Source organism: Paenibacillus spiritus, assembly GCF_008710135.1.
Classification (GTDB): Bacteria; Bacillota; Bacilli; order Paenibacillales; family Paenibacillaceae; genus Paenibacillus_AQ; species Paenibacillus_AQ glufosinatiresistens.
The window spans coordinates 69,922-87,698 of record NZ_VYKK01000004.1 but is presented as its reverse complement, the minus strand read 5'-3'; the positions used below and the strand labels follow the sequence as shown (position 1 = coordinate 87,698).

The window sequence follows — 17,777 nt, the reverse complement described above, 5'->3', positions numbered from 1 at the left end:
ATTTTATTAGAAATGGAGATGACTTATTTGGGTGTTTGGGAGTCTGACACACTAGAGAAAAACTTTAATGAGATTATAAAAGAGATTGAGAAAATGAAAGATATTACTACCTCAAAGTTCAAGAAACTAGAAGAATCAACGGGTCTAACAAAAATTCAGAAGTTTACTCCATTGCATCTGTCCACCTTCAGCGCAAGGCTGAGTGAGAAAAGTGAATGGTGGGATAGCAAACCAATACTCCGAGTTGAATGGAAGGGGTATGATACTGATAAATACATAGAACAAAAAGGGATGGCAAAAGGTATGCGTTTTGAGAAGAACTATCATTACGTATACATATATTTTGATGAGACAGACACTACGCAGTTAGACAGTTTGATTTTATTCATTAATGCTATTGCAGAATCTGAGAAAGAAACACATATTGAGAATGTTGAAAAACTAAAAATAAATCAAGCAACAGAAAAGAAAGTGTTTGATATTTTAGAGCAAATTGGCATTAGTTCTTCTTACTATGGTTACAAAACGAATCGCTCAAAAGATACTACTAAAATGTACTACAATTTCCCTTCAGAAATTAAAAAACAGATCCCGACTCAATATTCTGAGAATAGACTTGAAGAGTTGAGGAAGTCGGTTATCGAACAGATTAAAAAAATCTGGAATACTCAAGTCATCAAGATGAGAGAAGAGAGAGTTAAAAAAGAGAAAATAGAGAAAGAAAAAGAACAAAACAAGAAACTTGCGCTGCTTCTTGCTAAGTATGACTTGGAGCTTGATGATTCCTGGGATGATCTGTTAAGCGCGATAGTCAAACAGAATAAATACCTAAGACTAGCCCATTATCTTGAGAAGAACCGAAATGATTGGAGTAATGGTTGTGATTATGCGGAGACTGGATTAGGGTACTTTAATGTTGAAAATGAATTGGATCAGGATATTGAGGATGATATCTATTCCTATACGGGAGAGAATTGGAACGGGGATGGAAGGGTATTTAGAGATTGTAATTATAACTTTAGTGTCCTTTATAACATTGTCGCCGACCAAGATCCTCAACTGTATAAGGACTATGAAGTTGTAAAAGCGAATATTGAAGAATACTAAAGGGTGATAAAACAGAAGTTTCATCACGAAAGAAAGGGGAATGGAATATTGAAGATAGGCTTTAAAAAGATGGATAAGAGTAATATTGTGACTATTAATGGCGAAAATTTATTAATTTTCTCAAGAAATCGAGCAGGTTTTGAATTAACTAATGATGATGCAATGGTTAAGTCAAATACTGGGGTTGAGGTTTCGAATTTTTACATTAGAGGCGTTGTTAATATCCCATTAAAACGAAAAGTAAAATATCTAATCCTGTTATGGAAATACATGAAAAACAACTAAAGGAGAAATTATACATATGCCTTCACTTTACTCACTATCTGAGCAATATAAGTTCCTCAATGAATTTGTTGATGCAGCACTAAGTAACGATGAAATGACAGAAGACGATATTGAAATGTACAAAGATACCCTTGAGTCAATCGAAGATGAAATGATCAACAAATGCGATAACATCGCCAAATTTATTACCAATCTAAATGGAGACATTGAGGCATATAAAGCAGAAGAGGCACGATTAAACAAAAAGCGTAAGTACCTGGAGAACAAACAAAAGTGGCTTAAAGAATATATGCAAGGGTTTCTCGAACTCAACAATACCGATAAAGTTAACACAGGTGTGTTTACCGTAAAATTGCAAAAGAACCCCCCTTCGCTAAATGTATTAGACGAAAGCAAAATACCTGATACATATAAGATTCCACAACCAGCAAAGGTAGATACTAAGTTACTGCTTGTAGACGTTAAAGCCGGTAAACTGATTGATGGAGTAGTACTGGTAACCGATAAGAAACATTTACGAATTACTTAATAAAACAAAAATAATAATATACATATTAAATACAAGGTGGTATAATGACTTCAGTGGAGTTGTTTACCACCATTTTTCTCATTAAAGTGTGAATATTCATCCGAAATAAAAATCAAAAAAAGAAACAGAAGTGTCGATGAAAGAGTTCTTTTATTAAAAATATGGGGAGTTGGAGTTAATGGACGGTGTTAAATTAAAAGGCAGGATTACTTCTAGCAATGAAGGATCAGAGGCAAGCTTAATAATTCCAATTGGTGATTACAATATCATGATTTTCTCAGATGATAGCTGCGGTGTCGGGAACGGTGAAATTATTAGGAGCCAAATATTCGTTTACAAAGAAAAGCCCAGTCTGAATGAGAATGAAAGAATATTTGGTACAGAAACGGTAGAAGCAGATACCGATACATTGTTTGAAGCTATGCAATTCTGTCAGAGAAAGTTGAGAAATAGACTATAAAAGGTCTATTTGATTAAGAAAGGATTAAATGAATTGCGAAAATACATTGATGATTTAGGTATAAAACTTGAAGACACTCCTCAAGGATGGTGTCCAGGAGACAGCAGGGAAGAAGGGTGGAGTAAACAAAGAGAGATTTATGGATTCGACTCAAGAGAAACCTGGTCGCTGGACTATACTTTTAAACTATGGTTATATGAGCGACTTCGTATGTACGATGAAGTAAATGTAATTGATACTGGATTCCATAAATTTGATTACAAGGGTAAACTAATAACATTTCAAGAGTGTATCGACAGAATGATAGAAGGTCTAAGATTAGATTTAACGCTTGGTGATTTTAGTGAAGAAAGAAAGATTAAAGAGATAGATGAAAAGATTGAAGATGTGATGCCAATATTTTGCCTATGCCATAAATGCTTATGGTGGTAGAAAGTATAAGGAGGGAGAAGTATTAGTGGTCGATTTCGCGAAATTAAATACTCCTGAAGGCAAAGAGGAAATGAAACAGCGAATAGAAGAGCGACGAAGACAGGCAAAAATTAAAGAAGAACTTGAACGTAAGTCCGTGTGCTTCACTGGACATAGACCAAACAAACTTGGTGATTGTTATAGTCTAACAGGAGATCAATCAAAATACATAAAGAATAAACTTGAACCTATATTGATTGATTTAATTGAAAATGAAGGAATTGAACGGTTCATTTCAGGTGGAGCAATTGGCTTCGATCAAATAGCATTCTGGACTGTGAACGGTTTTAAGAAAGTATATTATCCAAATATAAGAAACATTGTTGCTGTACCATTCAAGAATCAGGCTTCTAAATGGAATGAACGTGAAACTCAGACATGGTACAAGAAGATGCTTGATATGGCCGATGAAGTTGTATATGTGGATGAGTTACCAGCTTACAAAGTGGATGGCGTTAGTATAGGTGAATACCATGTGTCTAAGATGCAGAAGCGCAATGAATATATGGTTGATCACAGTCGTATTGTTATAGCGGCTTGGGATGGCGCAAAAGGTGGTACAGCTAATTGTGTAAGATATGCTAGGAAAGATGGCAAGACGCTATATACACTTAAACCACAATATGATTATGAGTTAGATGTGCTGTATGGAATGTTTGGATAAATGGCATGTTTTATTAAAACATTGGGGGTAAAATTAAGAATGAGTCTTGATGATTTTTACATAAACCGCATTCAACAATTGAAAAAAGGAAACATGTCTGAGTATGAAAGTGTTCTTGTCGATGTTTTCGATCAATCTATCTCTTGGCAGGAGTTAAAAAATGCTGATCGTAAATTACAAACAAGAGTCATGTTGAAACTAGATGAAGTAATTAAACTAAAAGAATCTCCTTTAGATATAAAAAAATTGGCATATGCAATTCAACATTCAAGAAGCGGTGCTGGTGGATGTGCAATGACTGAGTTTGAGTGCAAATTATGTGGAGAAGTAGAGTTGTGGAGTAATACCGCAACACCGGGAATCTGTAGAAGTTGTGCTGTTGATATGGCTACTAATATTGCTAAATATAATTATAATATAATGAAGGAGTGTTAATATGAAAAATTGGTTGGACGCTATGAAATCATTAATAAATCTAGACTTGAGGTTGATCGGAATCGATCATCTCATCATTATGAAGGACGATTTACACAAGTTTTTACAGGTGTTAGATGGAGAAATTTCTAGAAGACAGTCTAGATGAAATGCGTGTTTCATTAATAAAATAAAATAATAAGGAGATGTTATAGATGAACAAACACCAAAGAGAGCAGACGATTAAAGAGAAAGAAGATTTTAATAATCAGTGTTTTGATTCAATGATGAACTCACTTTTTGATATAGCAAACGAATTGCATGACAGACTCAATGAAGATGTAGAATTGACAGAAGCAGAAGCAACATTCTTACAGAGTTTTGATACATATATAGATTCGGCATGTGAGCTTATTGAAATTGAGGAAGGGAATGAATCTGAAATAATGACACAAGAAGAATTCGATAAGGGATACAAAGAACCTGTTGATCTAGATGAAGTTCATGCTGCACTCAAACGATTCATTAACGGTAAAGCGAGACTAAGTATTCCTGCATCGCCAGATGATGACGATATGTTGGTTAGCAGATTGATGGATGAGGTGAAGCGATATAGAGAACTAGGAGAAATAAAGAATATTAGGGAAAATAACAATGTTATTCAATTTAATACAATGAGCGAAAAAGATCGAAAAGAAAGTTTAGCGTCGATGTATGAAGATGAAGAAAAGTAAGTAGAATACATAATTTATCAAGAAATAAAATCCTTGAGTATAAATATGCTCCAGTTGGAACACACTTGGAATATAATTAATTATTCAAGGAGGACAGAAAATAATGAATGAAATTAACACCGAAAAGGTCTCTGTGAATATTAGCGTTATGGACTTAGGCAATGTTGATTTGCTAATTGACGGAACTTTATATAAAGATCGAACAGATTTTTTCAAAACGGCAATCAGAAATCAGTTAGATAAGCATTCTTACATTATAGAAAGCACCTTGAGAAACTACGATGATGAGAGGAGAAGGGATAAAAAACTTGCCATATATATTGGATCTACAGTGATCGATAAAGCCAATTTATATAATTTGGTCAGTGGAGAGCCCGCACTGTTTATTCCAGAAGATGAGAGAGGTAAGAATAAATTTAGAATTGTCGCTTTTGGCAAATTGACAATACGGGATGACATAGAATGCGAATTCATTTCGCGCTATATATCATCAATAAAAATATTCGGCACCTTCAATGCACCTCCTGATATTCGAAAGTATTATTTAAGCAAAAAATGATAACTGCTTTCTAGCGATCAGTGAGGAGGATTTTAATGAAATATAATGACAACGATTTTATAAAGAGATATGAACAAAAAACTGAAAACTTAAAACACAAAAAAGAATTGCTATCAAACGCAAAACCAAACATGAATGAAGTGATTGACCATCGGAAATTTGTAGAAAACGAAGATAAGAAGAGCATAAGAAAAATGCAGCGTAAAGTTAATGCTTTGCATTCTGAAAATTGTAAAAAAGATAAAGAAATAAAGCGACTTAATGATTCAATCAAAAGCTTAAAAGAGGAACTATTTCTTGAGCGAAATCGTGTACAAGAAGTGAATAAAATTTACGAAGACTTTACCTTGAGAGTAAATTCATTAGAAAAAGAAATACAGCAACAAAACGATTTAATAAGAAAGCTACAGAGCGAACCAATTAGAGTTAATAACGAAAGTAGAGACAGTGAATATCTTGCTCAGATTAAATCTCTTTCGGATCAAATCAATTCTTTAAAGGATGTACACAGAGAAAAGATATTAAATCTTATAGAGAATATTGATAACCTGAGAAAAAAGATAAGTAAGAAAAGCATTGAAATAAGAGAACTCACGGTGATTAATCATAAATTAGTAAAATTAAACGGTGACTTAGAAAGACAGAATGAATTTCGAGCGAACAGAAAAAAAGGATTAGTTTTCTTTTTGGTTTCAGATATCAGAAAAATGACCATAAAATTCCTAAAAAAACTTAACCGAAAAACTACAATTAAGAAATCAGTAATTCTGAATAATAACTTTGAGTCAAAAGTAGTAGAGTTATATGGGTATATTGATAAAGAAGAAGATATTGTTTTATTTACTGACCTACATGGAAACAAATACTCAATTATAAATGAAGACAAAGATTATGAACTATTAACCCCCGCAAAAGCAACGCTTGAAGAGGGATCAAGGAAGGTTAAAATTGTCTCCATTTATCAGTCCAACAAACATGCTAACACATCAAATAACTCAGAGAAAAAAAATTACAACAAGAAGAAGAGCAATCACACATATGTTGGTGATTTCTCGGTGCTCTTAGTTGGAGGCAGGATCGCCTATGTTAGAGCCTTAAGTGAATGTGGGTTAAATGTTTCAGTTTATGATTCATTTAAAGAATCGCATAATATTCTGATAGGCGAATCGAAACGTGCAGAAATAATCATTGTTTTTTCAGATAACTGCAAACACTCTATATGGCATCACATTAAAAGAGAAGATCCCAGAGTTCAAGAGATGTACACTACTAATATCGACGCCATAATTGCTCGAATCAGATACACAGCTATTTCTCTGGGATTGATAAGTTTTAATTTTAATGGATGACAAATATCTAGAGTAAAAATTCTAATCGCTGAATTCTTATAGAATGAACATTTCTTAGTGAAACGAGGATTTGTTATATGCTGTTGACAGGCATTAAAGAAACAGATGAAGATATCTTAGAAATTGCAAGAGAGACTGTGTTCAATATTCGGACAGCAAAAGAATTCTTCTTAATAACTGGAGACAAAGAATATTGTAAAGAGTTATCGTTTTTATTTGGTAAGGGGTATCTTTTCGAGCATTTAGAATTTCTCGCAAGACAATTTGCTTTAGCTAAGGCAGATAAGAATTCAAATGAAATTGGGCTTTCATAAAGAAAGGAGTTAACCATATGGTTACTCCTTTTTAATAACAGATTTATATTTAGAGATAATCATTGAATTTTCATTCACAAAGCGGTAATATATAAGAACGTTAGTTCTAGGAGGAAGAAACATGAGAATGCCAGTAGATGCAGAATTAGAGTTGATAAAATGGCATGTAATTTACCCATTCCTGCTGGACGTTCTGCAAGACAACATGGATATCACTTTCAATTCTAATATGCGATTTCGAGAGTTATTTGTTTGTCATATGGAAATGCTAATGGATAAAGTATCTCAAGAACAAGTGATTGTAAGAAAACATCTTCGCACAGCAGGAATAAAAGTGTTCGATGCAGAATGGAACAAAACTGAAATTAGAGTTGGGTATTTGTGTAGATGATATGAGGGGAAAATGAAGCTGCTGATGTCGTTGGTTAAATCCGAATTAACAATAAAATTGGTAGAGTATCTTCAAGTGGATATAAGTAAAATAAAGTGGGAGAATTGATTGACTTATTAGAACAAATATAATAATATATAATTATTAAGCAGGAAGGAATTTCTTATTTCGATGTAGAATTTATTTTAGAGAGAGAGATTGTTTTAGTTGAAAGGGAATAAGATAGAACACAAAAGGAAAGATGAAAAGAGACAATTAGACTTATTAACGGAATGCATAGTATCACAGACCATGTTAGTGGTCAGACATTGAAATTAGTTCTACATGATGAGATCAAAGAAGGTTATAACGAGGGTAAACAAATCAGATGAGTTTTTCATAAGGAGATTGCCATATGAATGATTATGCTGAGCAAAAAAGCGCAAGGCATTCAAAGGTGACAGGTGATTATGGAGAATACCTTGTACTGTACTATTTATCAAGAGAAGGATTTTCGGTTGCACATGTAGACCAAATTGGACTAGATATCGTAGGCAGAAACAATGCAACTAATGAACTAATCGGGATCTCAGTGAAAACAAGAAGCGGTAAACAACCTAGTTTCTTAGTGTCAAAAGATTTAGAAAAGGAAAAGAAAAACATAGAATATGCTTCGAATATTTTTGGGTGCAAACCATATTATGCGTTTGTTATGGACTACATTGATGAAAGAAATAATCAGAAGATGATAATTTATATCGTTAAGGCTGAAAGAGTTTATTCTTCTCAAAAGAGTGATACTCTTGGGCTTTCATGGAGCATGTCGAAGAAAAAAATGAAAGAGTACAGGATTGATAGTTCGATTATTAAGATTGAAATTAATCATGAAATAATTAATTGGTTCTGATAAAATTAGCCTTTCATGGGATCAGAGAAAGGAGGTAGTAAAAATGGTTAAGGTAAAAATCACGAGAACATCGATTATCGAGTATGAATTAATTCCAGAGCACTATCCAGAGGGATATACATTCGAACAAATGGCAGAAGAAGACGCAAATCATGATGACAGAGAGTCATTATTTAGCGATTGTGTATCGGATGAAGTTGTGTGGGAGATTATCAAAGAATGAGTTTTTATAAAACCAATCTTTCATTAGGAATGTGAGTTGGAAAAAAGAATGGAAAAGAAGATATCCTATCTTGGAAGCGAAAGCAACCTCGGAGAATTACTGTCAGTGAAAAAGGGCAGATATTTCGCTGGGATTTCAAAGTCTGCACCTGGACGAAAGGCATTATACAGGACATTGTATGAAGCGCGCTTTTACAACTCTTCTAATAAGGTTGTAGCTTGGCTAGGGTCAGATAAACCGTGTTCTACAATTGCTACAACGCATAGTAAGGCAACGATGACTAAGTTTCTGATTGAAAACGGATATAAAGACTTTGAGATCATGACGTGAAATGATTATTTTGTTGAAATGTGAATTTTACTTAGAAAGGAGACAGAGACTTGTTAACAATTGAATACGTTAGCTCTGGTAAAGCCTATTCCGATTTCGAAATTGAACAAAAAGCGAAGGAAATAATTGATACGCATCAAGAATATTTAGACCAGGACATGATTTACAGAACTTCAACAGATAATTTGATTGATGCTATTCGTTTATACATTGTTGAGAACGACATTAATCCTGAAGGGTGGCTCCAATTTCAATTTAGCGGAATTCAAATGCCAGTAAGCAAATTTGGAAATCCTGATGAATGGGCAAAAGGGTTTTGTGATAAAAGACATAATATGATGGCAAGAATTCTAAAGAGACAAACAAAATTAAGAATTGAGACTCGATGAAATATGACTTTTGTTAGAAAGGAGTTAGTGCTAGATGAATATGAAGGAACAATATAATTTATTGGTTCAAAGTGCAATAGATAAAAACATTGGGGATAGTCAGTCGGAATTCGGCTTCCTTAATGCTCGTTTGACTACATATAATGTGTTTACTTTTTCAAATGTGAAAGTAAAGTTCTCAACAACAGATCAATCCGTAGAGGTGATTCGTTTAGACAATGACAATCCTGTTTTTTGTCGCAACGCTTCTGGTGAAATATATCGCATACATGGTGAAGTTAATAGGGTGCGGGAAGCTTTAGAATCATTGGCAAATAATTAACTATAGGAGATAAGTAGAAATGACAAATAAACAACTAAGAATTGTTTTTATTAGGGAGCACAGTGGAACGTCGATGAGAGTGTAGAAACACTAGACGGACTTTTGGGAACGGATAAAAGAACAATAGAAAGAGGGGTATTTCTTGGAGACAAGAATGGATAATAATCGAACTACCAAGGTAAAACTTAAAACAATCATTGATTATTCCTGTTCGTGTGGACTTAAAGAAGAGGTCATTGTTACTTATGAGAAAGAGCACGGCTTACAATTTATCGCCGAAACAACTGAAAAGGTGACGTTGGAGATCCAAAGTCCAATTTGTTTAGCTATAAAATGTATTCAATGTAGGAATAAAGAATATATTACGATTCGCCAATTCTAAGTAGAGGAAGAAAACAGAGTATGAATAAAAAGTATCTGGATGAAATTGAAGAAAAATTTATTAACAACCCCGCAGTAGATAAATCAGCAGTGCAAGCCGTGCTTCAACATTGCGTTGATGAAATTCGTAGGTTGACTGGGGATTATTCTAAGGTTATTCCAGGAACACACATCATAATTACTGCGAACACCAACTCGCACGAATTTGAAATTAATCAAGAGTGTGTTGTGGTGGAATGGGATTGGTTTAGTGAAGAAGATGGGGAGTACGGCGTGGAAGCTATGTCCGTTGCAGGGGGAGAACACTGGTTTGTAAGACATACAGATTACATATTTAAATAGGGGGAGTAACCATGTTTGTGTTGTTACATATAGACGGTAGAAACTGGAGAGTTAATGTTCAAAATATCTCTCATTACTATGAGAAAAACGATGGTAAAGTTGTGGTTCATTCAATGACTGGAGCACAATGGATTATTGATGAAGATGTCAACACTTTGGATAAATTGCTAAACACTTTAAAAGATTAGAATGAGAAAATAGCAACCGATAAAAGTGGCATTTCATAATGAATGGAGGTGAAAAGAATATGATGGTACATAGAGTCTCTATACTTGTTGGGGAAAATGGATCTGAACTAATTTATTCATCAAAGGGATGCAAGCAGACTAACTCAAATGTAATAATGGAGAACGGTAAAAGAGTTAAGAATGAATTTATAGATAAAATTCAGATCATTGCATCTGAATATGATAGATATGTTGCTTGGGTATGGTTTTTTGACCAAGATAAAAAAGATGATTACACTATTACACTAAAATCAATGGCAAAAAGCCACTTTGAAAAGTGCGGCAAGGTTGCTAATGAACTGTTTTGGAAAGTTAGTCAAAATACAAAGTCAATACAAAAATGAATTTGATGAAATTTTCCTTTGATCAAGAAATTGAGGAGTGGTGATTTATGAGTCCACAGGAATTGAAGTCTTTCATTAGAAATTACATTAAAGAAAATCTGAGCATCAATACAAGAAGAGAGAGTGTATCATACGGATCAAAATCGTATACCGTAATTGAATTGAAGCTTGATGATGAAACAATTTCTGAAACCTATCTTGATGATTAAGCTTATGTAACTTTGCTTCAACATGGAAATGGAGGTTCAAAATGAAAATTAGTATCGCCCCTGAAGATATGGAGATAATTCTAGCTTATATTTATAAGGCAAAATGGACCAAGATCTTATAAGAGTTACTTCAGATTTATCTGGCAAAGTTGCGTTATACAAAGCTTTGTTTGAATAAGAAGATGAAATCTTTCTTTTATTAAGAATATTAGGAGGAATAAAATAATGAAGTCATATGATGAAATTAAAGAAGGTCAGACTCTTTTTACGTCGAAAGATGGTGAAGAAGTATGGGAAGTAGATAACTATGATGCTCATTTGCCACTCGGTACACTTCCTCAGTACACACGACTGAAGGTTAATTATATTGATGGATCAGAAGTATGTTTTAAGATTCTAGAAGGTGAGCACAAGGGCAAGACGATTATGTGGGCTTGGTGGGGAGATGGCGAGGCAAAACCGGGCGACTTGTTGACAAAAAAAGAATATGAAATGATTAGCGGTAATTTTGAAGTCAATGATATATCGTTGAAGGAGAATATCAAGGATATTGAAAAGGCCTTGGCTGGAGTTAACTTAGAAAAGTTCAAAGCACTTGTACAGTATTATGAGAATAAAAATAAATGAAAGTTTACTTTCATGAAGAAAGAACGGAGATGGAAAATGAATCTCGAAATAGGTGTTGGATTTAAGCGAGGGAATTTGGCTACGGGAAATTACTATTCTGATGGGAAAAATATTCGCAAGGTTGTTCATCTAGCTATTGGTGAGGTCACTTATAAGAAAGTTGTAAATGGGATTGAAACGGGAGAGGACAAGGTTGTAAAGACTACAACAATGGATAATTGGGCTAAGTGGCCTGTAATAATTAGGTAGTTAACGCTGGATGGAGAGGGTGATGTATACGATAAGAGTTGATTTAGTAATGGAGAAGAGTACTGGTGAGTTTTATTTACACAGAAGATCAAAAAAGGGGAACCATGTCTTCAGGAGTGTAACCAGTAACGGAGAGTGGGTAGCACGCTTTACAGAACCAATATTGCTATATAAATGGTCAGATATTCAATTTGAAAGAAATTACACGGTCTATGATAAGGATTTTGTTGGAACGAACCTGGAAGCTGCACGTTACGATGCTAATAATTTCATAAAGGCTTGATTTGATTAAGAAAGTGTATACTAGGCGGATATAGCGAAGGAGCGATTGAATATGAAATCAGAAGTTAATGTACACAAGCAATTAATGGTTAACGACTTTATTCGTAGATGGGGAAATGCTTAACAGTGCAAGTCTTGCGGCCATGTTCTCCCTTTCGGCCCACATGACAAAACACAACGCTGCTGCGGAAATGAAATGGAGTCAGTAAATCGGCTTGAGGATTAATACACGTTACGAAATTATGCTACAGAAAGGAGGAGTATAGATGATTGAGTTGAACAACCTTAATGTAACTAACATTGATTACGATGGCGATTATGTTTTCATCCAAAAAGGTAAAGAAGCTATACAAATTAGTCGAGTTTTATTGTCAAGAATCAATGTAATGTTGTCGGATGACGAGGAATAAGTATTTTGTTGTATAATACTTGATATTAGCTTTTAAAAACCTTATAAAAACTGAACTTTTTTAACACTAAAAGCACATGAAAGCCCGATTTCATGCTACTAATTAAAACAAAAATAATTATATACAAATATGAAAATAGGTGCTATTATGAAAACAGGATAGATTGCAGCGAGACCAGAAGACATAGACCATCTGATCGGTTTAGGTATTGAGCTTGGAGATTATGATCGTGAAGAGCAAGAATTTAAAAATTGCAGATGCGGAGAAGAGGCGAAGCAACGATTAGATAAATTCTTTAGTTATTGTATTTGTGGATTGTATGAGAGCGTTAATAAGTAAAAATAATAATACATATGAGGTGAAGGGATAATTGAACGCTAAAATGGTTAAAAGAAAGTTGCAAGACGCACATAGAAAATTCATCGCTTCAATTGACGATGAAAAGATATCTAAACTTATTAATGAACAATCGTTTATTACTGGTGGGGCGATTGTGTCACTGCTTCAGAACGAAGATCCGAATGATTACGATTACTACTTTACCACTAAAGAAGCATGTCAAACTGTTGCAGAGTATTTCGTTAAAAAGTTCAACAAAAGTACGAAGAGAAAATATGGAGTTGAAGTCCAGGATGTAGACGGAAGAATCCGCGTTTTCGTTCCAAGTGCGGGAGTAGCAAAAGATAAATATAAAGATGGATATAAACCAGTATTTCTATCCTCAAATGCTATCTCGCTATCAAATAGCGTACAACTAGTAATAAGATTTTATGGGAAACCCGAAGAAATCCATGAGAATTACGATTTTTCACACTGTACATGCTACTATATCCCCCATAAAAACGAACTGGTGCTTCCTCAAAAAGCACTCGAATCCATCCTCACAAAAGAACTAAAATATGTTGGTTCCAAATATCCACTTGCATCAGTAGTTCGTTCACGAAAATTCATTCAACGAGGTTGGAGCATCAATGCTGGTCAATATTTAAAGATGATTTTGCAATGTGGACAACTTGACCTTAATGATGCAAATGTACTTGAAGAGCAACTTACAGGCGTTGACCTTTCACTGTTTAAAATGGTTATTGAAGCAATTAGACGACAACAAGAGAAAAATCCAAGTTTTGAGTTTACTATCGACTGGATTACTGAAGTGATCGATAAAGTATTTGATGAAGAGGATATGAGTGAATACATAGACGAAGAAGAGGACGATACAAATCCTTTTGAATAACGATGAAACCCTCAATTTATTAAGAAGTGGAGAAAAGTTTATTGAGTAAATATAGTGTTACTAAAGATGTGTCAGAGGTTTATCGACTAAGGATTGATAGTCATCGATGCCAATGGGCAACCATCACAATTAATAATGGTGATTTAAATGTAATTAGTGATTGTGGAAACTTTAATTATAGTTGGCGAATGAACGAAAATGAAAACTTTAAAGATTTGCTTATTCGAATTTGCAAGTATGGTGAAGGCAAAGGTTATTTGTATGATAAGATCCATGATCGAGATCGAGCAGATAGGGTAGACGTAGAAAAGACGGTAAAGCAAATTAAGAAAGATTTGTTTGAATATTATCGAGAAAAGAAACGTGACTATTATTATATGACTGAGGATAAATATAAATACTCTGATCTATCAACTAAAATGAGGGATGCTTATGACGAACTGATCGGTCTTGAATCTGAAGGCGAAATGTCTCAGGATTACTTTTATAGCCAACTTTATAACAGTACATATCTGAATGAGGTGTTTTGCGGAGATTATTTTGCATATCTAGATGTTGAATACATAGGAGATCGTCAAGCAATTGCATTTTGTGAAGTTGTAGCTCCCATTTTTGCAGAAGTACTGATAAATGAAGAAGAGGCGAATGGAAATAAATAATTTTCTGATTTGCATACAACATATAGTAGTTATATCTATTATATTATCAATATATAGTGTATAAAACCTCATGAAAGAGGTATTTCATTAACCATAGAGAGGCGAAATCATGGAGTTAATTCAGCTACCAAATGGACACACTGAACTGATTATTGATAATGATGATTTGATTTCTCTAATAAAGATACATATTGGATTTGAAGCAGGTAAAATGGTCGAACAAATTATTAAGGAATCGGAACGCGAATATATTAGAGCAGAAAGCGATTTATCGGCTTATGAGCTAGAACTTGAAGCAAACAGAGAAACATTTTTAGAGTTACGAGAAATGATTGGGAAGATAGAGGATGATTTGAGTGTATCCAGGATCAATCGTAAAAATATTCAAGCGTTACTCGACAGGATGGATATTGAAATTGCGAATGCTTTATAAAGGAGGTGAACTTGTTGGCTGAACGTTTGTTGAAATGTCCTATCTGCGAGCAACATGGGCATAAAGCAGATATGATAAGAGATGATAAGCGGTACTATCATAAGGAATATTGCCACGGAAAATATCTAAAAGAGAAGGAAGAAACTAAGATTGAGGTTGAACAGTGGGATGCTTTATATCAGTATATTATTAAGCTGCATGACATCATCATTCTTCCTAAAGGCAACATTAACAGATTGAAAGATCTGAGGGCGGGCTACTTAGTTAAAGAAGGCAAGAAGGTTAGACAGTGGCGGTCAGGGCCAGATTACTCACTTATGCTTGACGCTTATTTATTGGCAGAAGACAGTATCAAATGGTGCATTGTTAATAAGTTAGATGGAAGCAAAGATACAAAGGCTATCAATTATGGGATTAGTATTATGATTGATAAGCTGAATGAAGCAAATGATAGACGAATAAGAAAAAAAGAACGAGAGATACAGACTTTAAAATCAACAACGCAAGATCAGACAATCAGCACAAGGGGCGACAATTCACTTAAAAATAAAAATAAAAATAAAAACCGCGATGAGTTAGATATATCGGCATTCTTGTAAGGGGGATTAAAAAATCGAATATATAGAAGAGTTTGTTAAACCATCGAAAATCCACGAGTCTCTTTTTGTGGGGTACTTATGGAGCACTCCACCATTGTACGAAAAATACAGGAATCATGAAATCACTAAAGACACTTTTACTGAGGGAATTTGGTGGTATTTTTATTACATAGGGAAAGAAATGTACGAGAATAGCATAAGAACATTTGATGATACTACTACATATTCATTCTTAACCTCACGACCAGTTGAAGTGGGAAGGAAATCTTACTTTGATTACTACAATCAATATGGGGGGTACAACTCGATTGAAGAAGTTAAGGAGGAGTGCCAAAAAGATAAGGGTAATGATGAATATCATTTTTCTGAAATTCAAAAATATGAAAGTTTGCGAAAGTTTCAATCTGAAAGTTTAGTTGATGTTAGCAATAAGGAATTAGTGACTAAATTAACTAAGATGACGCTCAAGCAAATGCAGTCCTTTTTTCAATTTAAGACTAGCCAGATTTTCTCTCATATTAATTGTGGAGAAGTAGTGGAATATGATTTATTAGATAATCTAGATACAGCCATTGATAAAATGAATCAGGGGGAAGCGATGGGATTACCTCTACACGATTCTCCAAGACTAAGTAAAAAGATTAAAGGTTGGCGCAGAGGTGAATTAATCTACTTAATCCTCAGTTCGGGCATTGGTAAGAGTTCAATATTTATGGAAAAATTCATCCTTGCCCTGCTGGAGAACAACGAAAAAGGGATGGTTTATGCAAACGAAGAGAATGTCTGGAAGACAAGAAACCTTACTTTGGCAACCATAGCTTCTAAGGTTCTAAATAAGCCGATTAATAGAGAGAAACTAATTGAGGGGAATTTCGATGAAAAAACAATTGAAAGACTAAATGCCGCAAAGGAATGGCTTGAGCAAAAACCAAAGGATATTATTAAGTTTTATGATCTTAAAAAATACAGGGCAGAAGACGTAATAAGCCGCATACAGATGATGAGGCCACTCGGATATGGCTATGCCGGTTTAGACACTTTTAAAGCCAGTTCTTCATCTGAAATGGCTAGATGGGAAGCATTCAGCAATGACGCTCAGGCTATATTTGATTGCATCAAGCCAGAAGCTAATAACGTAGGGATGCTTGCAACAGTACAGTTGAAAATCGGTAAAGAGTACAGATATTTAGATATGAGTGCTATTGGCAAGTCTCTTGAAATTGTCGAGGTGGCGTCTACTGTATTGATGGGAAGATTATTGTTTGCAGATGAATACCCTGGGAAAAAAGAAGAGTTGTTTTGTTATAATTGGGAAAAAAGCGACTTTGACGGAAAGTGGCATAAAAAAGAATATAAACTCGATCCAGATAAGACATATTTAATTATATTCATATGTAAAAATAGGTCGGGTGATACATCCGAGCAGATCATTTATGAAGTCAACTACGGAATTAATTCGTTTAGAGAGGTTTGTTATTCTCAAATGGGTAAGAAATCTAATTCACAGTTTTAGGAGTGGTTAATTGAGAGAATTTAAGATTGAGAAAGAGCAATTATATAAGCATTATGTAATAGATCAATTATCATCTTATCGAATTGCTGAGATATATGGAGTAGCAGCAACAACTGTAAGAAACAAGTTGTTATTATTTGGGGTAACTCCACAAATGAGAGAGCAGCATAACCAACTTACATATTTACAAAAAGACTTAGTTATCGGAAGCATACTAGGCGATGGGTGTCTTCAGAAGAAAAATAGTTTAACTTTGTTATCCGTATCTCATTGCGAAGATCAGAAAAACTATGCTTATGCGAAGCTGCAATTAATCAAAAACTTATGCAACCATGATGAACTATATTTCGTGGACAGAAGTAAAGAGCAAGATAGTAAAAATAGACAAAATCAGTACTTATTCACGACCAAATCAATGTCTTGTTTAAATGAGTATTATGAACTAAACATTATTGATACTTTGAAATTATTAAATCACAATTCGTTAACCATATGGATGTTAGATGACGGTTATCATAATTATCCAAAAGGTAAAAATAAGAATTCGTTTTATGAATTATCAGTAACTCGTTTCTCTATCGACGAAGTTAATTATGCGCAGAGTGTTTTTTGGGAGAAGTTTAAAGTGAGACCAAAGGTAAAACATGATCCGAAATGGAAAAAACCAGACAAAACATTGGTATTCAGCGTATATGATAGCTATCGGTTATCTTATTTAATGAAAGAGAGTCACTTTGGACAGTTAGCAAAAGAAACTATGGATTACAAGTTAATTCACACAGTTATTTTGAATAGAGTAGTAACTCCAGAGAAGTTCACCGTACCTATTAGGGTGGGATAG

General features: G+C 34.2%; 29 protein-coding genes. All 29 read left to right on the top strand.

Features of this window, described 5'->3' with window-relative positions; genetic code table 11:
• Window positions 1-27 precede the first annotated feature (27 nt).
• The 29 genes from F4V43_RS02035 (at window position 28) to F4V43_RS01905 (ending at window position 17,777) form a co-directional block, all read left to right on the top strand.
• On the top strand, window positions 28-1,107 hold the full coding sequence (locus tag F4V43_RS02035; protein ID WP_150456579.1) for a hypothetical protein: 1,080 nt from the start codon (window positions 28-30) through the stop codon (window positions 1,105-1,107).
• 48 nt (window positions 1,108-1,155) lie between these two features.
• Window positions 1,156-1,392 carry a hypothetical protein gene (locus F4V43_RS02030; protein ID WP_150456578.1) on the top strand — a complete coding sequence of 79 codons (237 nt, stop codon included), beginning with the start codon at window positions 1,156-1,158 and terminating at the stop codon, window positions 1,390-1,392.
• 16 nt (window positions 1,393-1,408) lie between these two features.
• Entirely contained in the window at window positions 1,409-1,921 is a 513-nt protein-coding gene (locus tag F4V43_RS02025) for a siphovirus Gp157 family protein (protein WP_150456577.1), read from the top strand.
• 178 nt (window positions 1,922-2,099) lie between these two features.
• Window positions 2,100-2,381, top strand: a complete 282-nt coding sequence (locus tag F4V43_RS02020; protein WP_150456576.1) for a hypothetical protein — start codon at window positions 2,100-2,102, stop codon at window positions 2,379-2,381.
• A 9-nt stretch (window positions 2,382-2,390) separates the two neighbouring features.
• Complete coding sequence (locus tag F4V43_RS02015) at window positions 2,391-2,813, top strand: hypothetical protein (RefSeq protein WP_150456575.1); 423 nt, start codon at window positions 2,391-2,393, stop codon at window positions 2,811-2,813.
• A 25-nt stretch (window positions 2,814-2,838) separates the two neighbouring features.
• A complete protein-coding gene (locus F4V43_RS02010) occupies window positions 2,839-3,516 on the top strand; it encodes an SLOG family protein (protein WP_150456574.1) in 678 nt (225 codons plus the stop codon).
• A gap of 39 nt (window positions 3,517-3,555) precedes the next feature.
• Window positions 3,556-3,951 (top strand): hypothetical protein, encoded by a 396-nt coding sequence (locus F4V43_RS02005; protein ID WP_223879749.1) that lies wholly within the window; start codon window positions 3,556-3,558, stop codon window positions 3,949-3,951.
• 194 nt (window positions 3,952-4,145) lie between these two features.
• Entirely contained in the window at window positions 4,146-4,664 is a 519-nt protein-coding gene (locus tag F4V43_RS02000) for a hypothetical protein (RefSeq protein ID WP_150456572.1), read from the top strand.
• A gap of 103 nt (window positions 4,665-4,767) precedes the next feature.
• A complete protein-coding gene (locus tag F4V43_RS01995; RefSeq protein ID WP_150456571.1) occupies window positions 4,768-5,223 on the top strand; it encodes a hypothetical protein in 456 nt (151 codons plus the stop codon).
• Window positions 5,224-5,258: 35 nt separating this feature from the next.
• On the top strand, window positions 5,259-6,572 hold the full coding sequence (locus F4V43_RS01990) for a hypothetical protein (protein ID WP_150456570.1): 1,314 nt from the start codon (window positions 5,259-5,261) through the stop codon (window positions 6,570-6,572).
• A 77-nt stretch (window positions 6,573-6,649) separates the two neighbouring features.
• A complete protein-coding gene (locus F4V43_RS01985) occupies window positions 6,650-6,886 on the top strand; it encodes a hypothetical protein (protein WP_150456569.1) in 237 nt (78 codons plus the stop codon).
• 121 nt (window positions 6,887-7,007) lie between these two features.
• Complete coding sequence (locus F4V43_RS01980; RefSeq protein WP_150456568.1) at window positions 7,008-7,277, top strand: hypothetical protein; 270 nt, start codon at window positions 7,008-7,010, stop codon at window positions 7,275-7,277.
• A gap of 394 nt (window positions 7,278-7,671) precedes the next feature.
• The gene (locus F4V43_RS01975; RefSeq protein ID WP_150456567.1) at window positions 7,672-8,163 is read left to right on the top strand and encodes a hypothetical protein; all 492 of its coding nucleotides are present in this window, start codon (window positions 7,672-7,674) and stop codon (window positions 8,161-8,163) included.
• A 43-nt stretch (window positions 8,164-8,206) separates the two neighbouring features.
• Window positions 8,207-8,386 (top strand): hypothetical protein, encoded by a 180-nt coding sequence (locus F4V43_RS01970; protein WP_150456566.1) that lies wholly within the window; start codon window positions 8,207-8,209, stop codon window positions 8,384-8,386.
• Between the two features lie 380 nt (window positions 8,387-8,766).
• A complete protein-coding gene (locus tag F4V43_RS01965; RefSeq protein ID WP_150456565.1) occupies window positions 8,767-9,105 on the top strand; it encodes a hypothetical protein in 339 nt (112 codons plus the stop codon).
• Between the two features lie 34 nt (window positions 9,106-9,139).
• The gene (locus tag F4V43_RS01960) at window positions 9,140-9,427 is read left to right on the top strand and encodes a hypothetical protein (protein WP_150456564.1); all 288 of its coding nucleotides are present in this window, start codon (window positions 9,140-9,142) and stop codon (window positions 9,425-9,427) included.
• Between the two features lie 402 nt (window positions 9,428-9,829).
• Window positions 9,830-10,150, top strand: a complete 321-nt coding sequence (locus F4V43_RS01955; RefSeq protein ID WP_150456563.1) for a hypothetical protein — start codon at window positions 9,830-9,832, stop codon at window positions 10,148-10,150.
• 11 nt (window positions 10,151-10,161) lie between these two features.
• Window positions 10,162-10,338, top strand: a complete 177-nt coding sequence (locus tag F4V43_RS19585) for a hypothetical protein (protein WP_191089438.1) — start codon at window positions 10,162-10,164, stop codon at window positions 10,336-10,338.
• 59 nt (window positions 10,339-10,397) lie between these two features.
• Window positions 10,398-10,721, top strand: coding sequence for a hypothetical protein (locus F4V43_RS01950; protein ID WP_150456562.1), 324 nt, complete (start codon window positions 10,398-10,400; stop codon window positions 10,719-10,721).
• A gap of 434 nt (window positions 10,722-11,155) precedes the next feature.
• The gene (locus tag F4V43_RS01945; RefSeq protein WP_150456561.1) at window positions 11,156-11,557 is read left to right on the top strand and encodes a hypothetical protein; all 402 of its coding nucleotides are present in this window, start codon (window positions 11,156-11,158) and stop codon (window positions 11,555-11,557) included.
• Between the two features lie 12 nt (window positions 11,558-11,569).
• On the top strand, window positions 11,570-11,806 hold the full coding sequence (locus tag F4V43_RS01940) for a hypothetical protein (protein ID WP_150456560.1): 237 nt from the start codon (window positions 11,570-11,572) through the stop codon (window positions 11,804-11,806).
• A 10-nt stretch (window positions 11,807-11,816) separates the two neighbouring features.
• Window positions 11,817-12,089, top strand: a complete 273-nt coding sequence (locus F4V43_RS01935; RefSeq protein WP_150456559.1) for a hypothetical protein — start codon at window positions 11,817-11,819, stop codon at window positions 12,087-12,089.
• Between the two features lie 265 nt (window positions 12,090-12,354).
• On the top strand, window positions 12,355-12,498 hold the full coding sequence (locus tag F4V43_RS19580; protein WP_191089437.1) for a hypothetical protein: 144 nt from the start codon (window positions 12,355-12,357) through the stop codon (window positions 12,496-12,498).
• Window positions 12,499-12,868: 370 nt separating this feature from the next.
• Complete coding sequence (locus tag F4V43_RS01930) at window positions 12,869-13,732, top strand: hypothetical protein (protein ID WP_191089436.1); 864 nt, start codon at window positions 12,869-12,871, stop codon at window positions 13,730-13,732.
• A gap of 41 nt (window positions 13,733-13,773) precedes the next feature.
• Window positions 13,774-14,391 carry a hypothetical protein gene (locus F4V43_RS01925; RefSeq protein ID WP_150456558.1) on the top strand — a complete coding sequence of 206 codons (618 nt, stop codon included), beginning with the start codon at window positions 13,774-13,776 and terminating at the stop codon, window positions 14,389-14,391.
• A gap of 109 nt (window positions 14,392-14,500) precedes the next feature.
• A complete protein-coding gene (locus tag F4V43_RS01920; protein WP_150456557.1) occupies window positions 14,501-14,824 on the top strand; it encodes a hypothetical protein in 324 nt (107 codons plus the stop codon).
• 14 nt (window positions 14,825-14,838) lie between these two features.
• Window positions 14,839-15,423: a hypothetical protein gene (locus F4V43_RS01915; RefSeq protein ID WP_150456556.1), complete on the top strand. Its 585-nt coding sequence runs from the start codon at window positions 14,839-14,841 to the stop codon at window positions 15,421-15,423.
• A 94-nt stretch (window positions 15,424-15,517) separates the two neighbouring features.
• On the top strand, window positions 15,518-16,936 hold the full coding sequence (locus F4V43_RS01910; protein ID WP_223879748.1) for a replication protein: 1,419 nt from the start codon (window positions 15,518-15,520) through the stop codon (window positions 16,934-16,936).
• Between the two features lie 10 nt (window positions 16,937-16,946).
• The gene (locus F4V43_RS01905) at window positions 16,947-17,777 is read left to right on the top strand and encodes a hypothetical protein (protein WP_150456554.1); all 831 of its coding nucleotides are present in this window, start codon (window positions 16,947-16,949) and stop codon (window positions 17,775-17,777) included.

What these genes read in the sequence shown, in the direction of transcription:
- F4V43_RS02025 (WP_150456577.1), top strand. Translation starts at nt 1,409, where the DNA reads ATGCCTTCACTTTACTCACTATCTGAGCAATATAAGTTCCTCAATGAA.
- F4V43_RS02020 (WP_150456576.1), top strand. Translation starts at nt 2,100, where the DNA reads ATGGACGGTGTTAAATTAAAAGGCAGGATTACTTCTAGCAATGAAGGA.
- F4V43_RS02005 (WP_223879749.1), top strand. Translation starts at nt 3,556, where the DNA reads ATGAGTCTTGATGATTTTTACATAAACCGCATTCAACAATTGAAAAAA.
- F4V43_RS02000 (WP_150456572.1), top strand. Translation starts at nt 4,146, where the DNA reads ATGAACAAACACCAAAGAGAGCAGACGATTAAAGAGAAAGAAGATTTT.
- F4V43_RS01995 (WP_150456571.1), top strand. Translation starts at nt 4,768, where the DNA reads ATGAATGAAATTAACACCGAAAAGGTCTCTGTGAATATTAGCGTTATG.
- F4V43_RS01990 (WP_150456570.1), top strand. Translation starts at nt 5,259, where the DNA reads ATGAAATATAATGACAACGATTTTATAAAGAGATATGAACAAAAAACT.
- F4V43_RS01985 (WP_150456569.1), top strand. Translation starts at nt 6,650, where the DNA reads ATGCTGTTGACAGGCATTAAAGAAACAGATGAAGATATCTTAGAAATT.
- F4V43_RS01980 (WP_150456568.1), top strand. Translation starts at nt 7,008, where the DNA reads ATGAGAATGCCAGTAGATGCAGAATTAGAGTTGATAAAATGGCATGTA.
- F4V43_RS01975 (WP_150456567.1), top strand. Translation starts at nt 7,672, where the DNA reads ATGAATGATTATGCTGAGCAAAAAAGCGCAAGGCATTCAAAGGTGACA.
- F4V43_RS01970 (WP_150456566.1), top strand. Translation starts at nt 8,207, where the DNA reads ATGGTTAAGGTAAAAATCACGAGAACATCGATTATCGAGTATGAATTA.
- F4V43_RS01960 (WP_150456564.1), top strand. Translation starts at nt 9,140, where the DNA reads ATGAATATGAAGGAACAATATAATTTATTGGTTCAAAGTGCAATAGAT.
- F4V43_RS01955 (WP_150456563.1), top strand. Translation starts at nt 9,830, where the DNA reads ATGAATAAAAAGTATCTGGATGAAATTGAAGAAAAATTTATTAACAAC.
- F4V43_RS19585 (WP_191089438.1), top strand. Translation starts at nt 10,162, where the DNA reads ATGTTTGTGTTGTTACATATAGACGGTAGAAACTGGAGAGTTAATGTT.
- F4V43_RS01950 (WP_150456562.1), top strand. Translation starts at nt 10,398, where the DNA reads ATGATGGTACATAGAGTCTCTATACTTGTTGGGGAAAATGGATCTGAA.
- F4V43_RS01945 (WP_150456561.1), top strand. Translation starts at nt 11,156, where the DNA reads ATGAAGTCATATGATGAAATTAAAGAAGGTCAGACTCTTTTTACGTCG.
- F4V43_RS01940 (WP_150456560.1), top strand. Translation starts at nt 11,570, where the DNA reads ATGAAGAAAGAACGGAGATGGAAAATGAATCTCGAAATAGGTGTTGGA.
- F4V43_RS01935 (WP_150456559.1), top strand. Translation starts at nt 11,817, where the DNA reads ATGGAGAGGGTGATGTATACGATAAGAGTTGATTTAGTAATGGAGAAG.
- F4V43_RS19580 (WP_191089437.1), top strand. Translation starts at nt 12,355, where the DNA reads ATGATTGAGTTGAACAACCTTAATGTAACTAACATTGATTACGATGGC.
- F4V43_RS01920 (WP_150456557.1), top strand. Translation starts at nt 14,501, where the DNA reads ATGGAGTTAATTCAGCTACCAAATGGACACACTGAACTGATTATTGAT.